The organism is Aestuariivita sp. (assembly GCF_049276915.1).
Lineage (GTDB): Bacteria > Pseudomonadota > Alphaproteobacteria > Rhodobacterales > Rhodobacteraceae > Aestuariivita.
Genome location: NZ_JBASXK010000033.1, coordinates 1 through 1,570, shown reverse-complemented (window position 1 = coordinate 1,570; position 1,570 = coordinate 1). Strand labels below are relative to the sequence as shown.

General features: G+C 61.3%; 1 protein-coding gene and 1 pseudogene. One reads left to right on the top strand and one right to left on the bottom strand.

The annotated features are described in order from the left end of the window. Positions 1-417 (top strand): annotated as a pseudogene (locus WAO69_RS03345) (hypothetical protein); the annotation flags it as partial. Here the strand turns inward: WAO69_RS03345 and WAO69_RS03340 are convergent. Then, positions 414-1,570: MFS transporter (locus WAO69_RS03340; protein WP_422176631.1), on the bottom strand; the 1,157-nt coding region annotated here is incomplete at its 5' end. The pseudogene WAO69_RS03345 and the gene WAO69_RS03340 overlap by 4 nt on opposite strands.

Below are 1,570 nucleotides of genomic sequence, written 5' to 3'. Positions count from 1 at the left end.
GTCGAAGCCTGGCGCCCCATTCCGCAAGGGGCCAGCCCACCCCGCCCGCGCCGCTGGATCAATCCCGACAACAGGCACATGCGCCGGTTGATGCAGATCACGCTGAACGGTCATCTGCTGCCGTTCTTCCGGCTTTACGGCAATCACATTGTGCTGGAACCCGGCCAGCGCGGCCAGCTTCACCCCTGCTGGGGCGCGGCGCGGGTGACCTATTGGGACGCGCGCGCCGGGCAGTTCTTTATCGTCACCCATTCCAAACGCCGCTTTGGACGCGCGGTTCTTGGGCTGCTGGCCAATTCCTGGAGCTTCTGGCGCGGCTATGCCCGCCTCAAACACAGCTGGCAAATCGGCTATGGCCGCCTCACGACGCCGGAATGGTGGCAGCGCCGCCTTGGCCTGACCCGTCCGGGGGTTTAGGCATCAGCCCCGCGTTCTGCACGCGCCAGCACGCCCGGTTCTTCCCGGATCGGCAAATGGATCAGCGCGGCCAAAAGGGCAAGCACCACGGCCGCCCACCACATCGGCGTGTAATCCTGCGCAAGGTCATAGATGCGCCCACCCAACCACGCCCCGACGAAACTGCCGATCTGGTGACTGAGGAAAACCAGCCCTGCCAGTGTCGACAAGAACTTCAGTCCCTGCGTCTGTGCGACCAGACCCATGGTCAGCGGCACGGTGGACAGCCACAAAAGCCCCATCAGGGCCGAGAAGATCAGAACGCTGGCCTCGGTGACAGGCACAAGAATGAACGCCGAAATGACCAGCGCCCGCACGAAGTAGATCCCGCTCAGGACAAGTTTCTTGGAGTATTTCTGGCCCGACCATCCCGACAGCAAGGATCCGGCGATGTTGAACAAGCCGAGCAGCGCAAGCGACCACGCGCCGATCGAAGACGCCAGACCCAGATCGACGACATATGCCGGCAAGTGGGTCTGGATGAAGGCAACGTGAAAACCGCACACGAAAAAACCGAAGAACAGGCAAAGATAGCTGCGGTCGCTGAATGCAACCGACAGCGCATGGCCGAAATCGCCAACGCTTGATCCCGAGGCCGTTGGCTTTGATACGCGTGCAATGAAAATCAGGAACGGCAGGATCAGCGCGAAACTGAACCCAATGGCGATCAATGCGGTTTGCCATCCGATCGAGCTGATCATCGTTGTCGCAGTCGGAGCGGCCACGAACATGCCAAGCGAAGCCGCCGCCGTACCAAGGCCCAGGATAAAGCTCCTGCGTTCGGGGCTGACGATCTTGCCAAGTGCGCCAATCACGATGGGAAACGATGCGGCCCCCATGCCTGCGCCAACCAATATGCCCGTCAGGACAAAGGCGGTCGGATCCGTGGTCAGACCCCGCAGCCCAAAGCCGATCCCGGCGCAGATTGCGCCAAAGGCAAGCACACGGGCCGTGCCATACCTGTCCGCAATCACCCCCGCGATGGGCTGAGAAATGCCCAATACGAGGAATTTAACCGCAACGGACAGCGAGAAAATCTCTCGCCCCCATCCAAGATCCGCCGACATGGGCCCGAGAAAAACACCAAATGTCGCGGCAAATCCAAATCCCAGGA